Genomic DNA, 1,118 nt, shown 5'->3' with positions numbered 1-1,118 from the left:
GTAGTCTGCTTATGGAAAACCAGCTTCGTATTTCTGAAATCTGCCAAGGCTTTGATAACAATCCCAAGCGAATGATTGATATCCTTTGGGCGATACAAAACACCTTAGGTTGGATCAGTGGCGACTCAATGAAGTTAGTCGCAGAAAAAACCAACAGTCACCGAGTCGTTGTTGAAGGGGTCGCGAGTTTCTATAGTTTTTTCAAAACTAGCCCTCAAGGAAAAATCATCATTCACCTGAGTGAAGATATAATCGACCAGCATAAGGGGAGCGCGGAAATTCTGCAGGCCTTTGAGTTGGCATTAGGGATCCCTGTTGGCAACACGACTCTGGATGGGAAGTTTTCACTCCACCTCACGCCCTGCATAGGCATGAGTGACCAAGCCCCTGCCGCCCTGATTAACGAGCACGTCGTCACCTCGTTAACACCAAGCAAAGTGAAACGTTTAGTTAACGCACTAAAACGTACACTCAAAGCATCTGAATCCGATAACTGGAGAGCACTATCCACCCGAATTCATGACACGTGTTTATCGGTATTCGGCGGTAAAACAGGCGATGGAAATAACAGCCACTCACTAGTACGGAGCATGGTAAATAACAATATTCAGCAATCTGGCCCGGTATTACTAAGTGAGCCTCCTTTAGCGCAAGCTTTGGCTAAATGCCTCTCAAAAAGCCCCGACGAGATTATTGATGAGTTACTCCGCTCCGATCTAAGAGGTCGCGGCGGCGCGGGTTTTCAAATCGCGCGCAAATGGCAATTTGCAGCCCAAACACCGGCTGAAAAACGTTATGTCATTTGTAATGCCGACGAAGGCGAGCCCGGCACCTTTAAAGATAGAGTATTGCTAACAGAGCGCGCTCACCTCTTAATAGAGGGTATGACTATCGCCGCCTACGCAATTGGTAGTGAGCATGGCATTCTCTATTTGCGCGCTGAATATCGTTACCTGCTGCCCTACCTAAATAGCGTATTGGAAGAACGACGTCGAGAAGCCCTGCTCGGCCAAGACATGCTTATTGACGAGTCAACCGGAACACGCTTTTCCTTCGATATCCGCATCCAACTTGGTGCAGGTGCCTATATTTGCGGCGAAGAAAGCTCTCTGATCAGC

At 47.9% G+C, this 1,118-nt stretch carries 1 protein-coding gene; it reads left to right on the top strand.

Translation table 11 applies throughout. From position 1 onward, the window contains the following. Positions 1-11: 11 nt before the first annotated feature. The coding region (locus A3766_RS02925; protein ID WP_197479242.1) for an NAD(P)H-dependent oxidoreductase subunit E at positions 12-1,118 on the top strand (1,107 nt) is incomplete at its 3' end.

This window comes from Oleiphilus sp. HI0132 (assembly GCF_001635845.1).
This window is presented reverse-complemented; position numbering and strand designations above follow the sequence as displayed.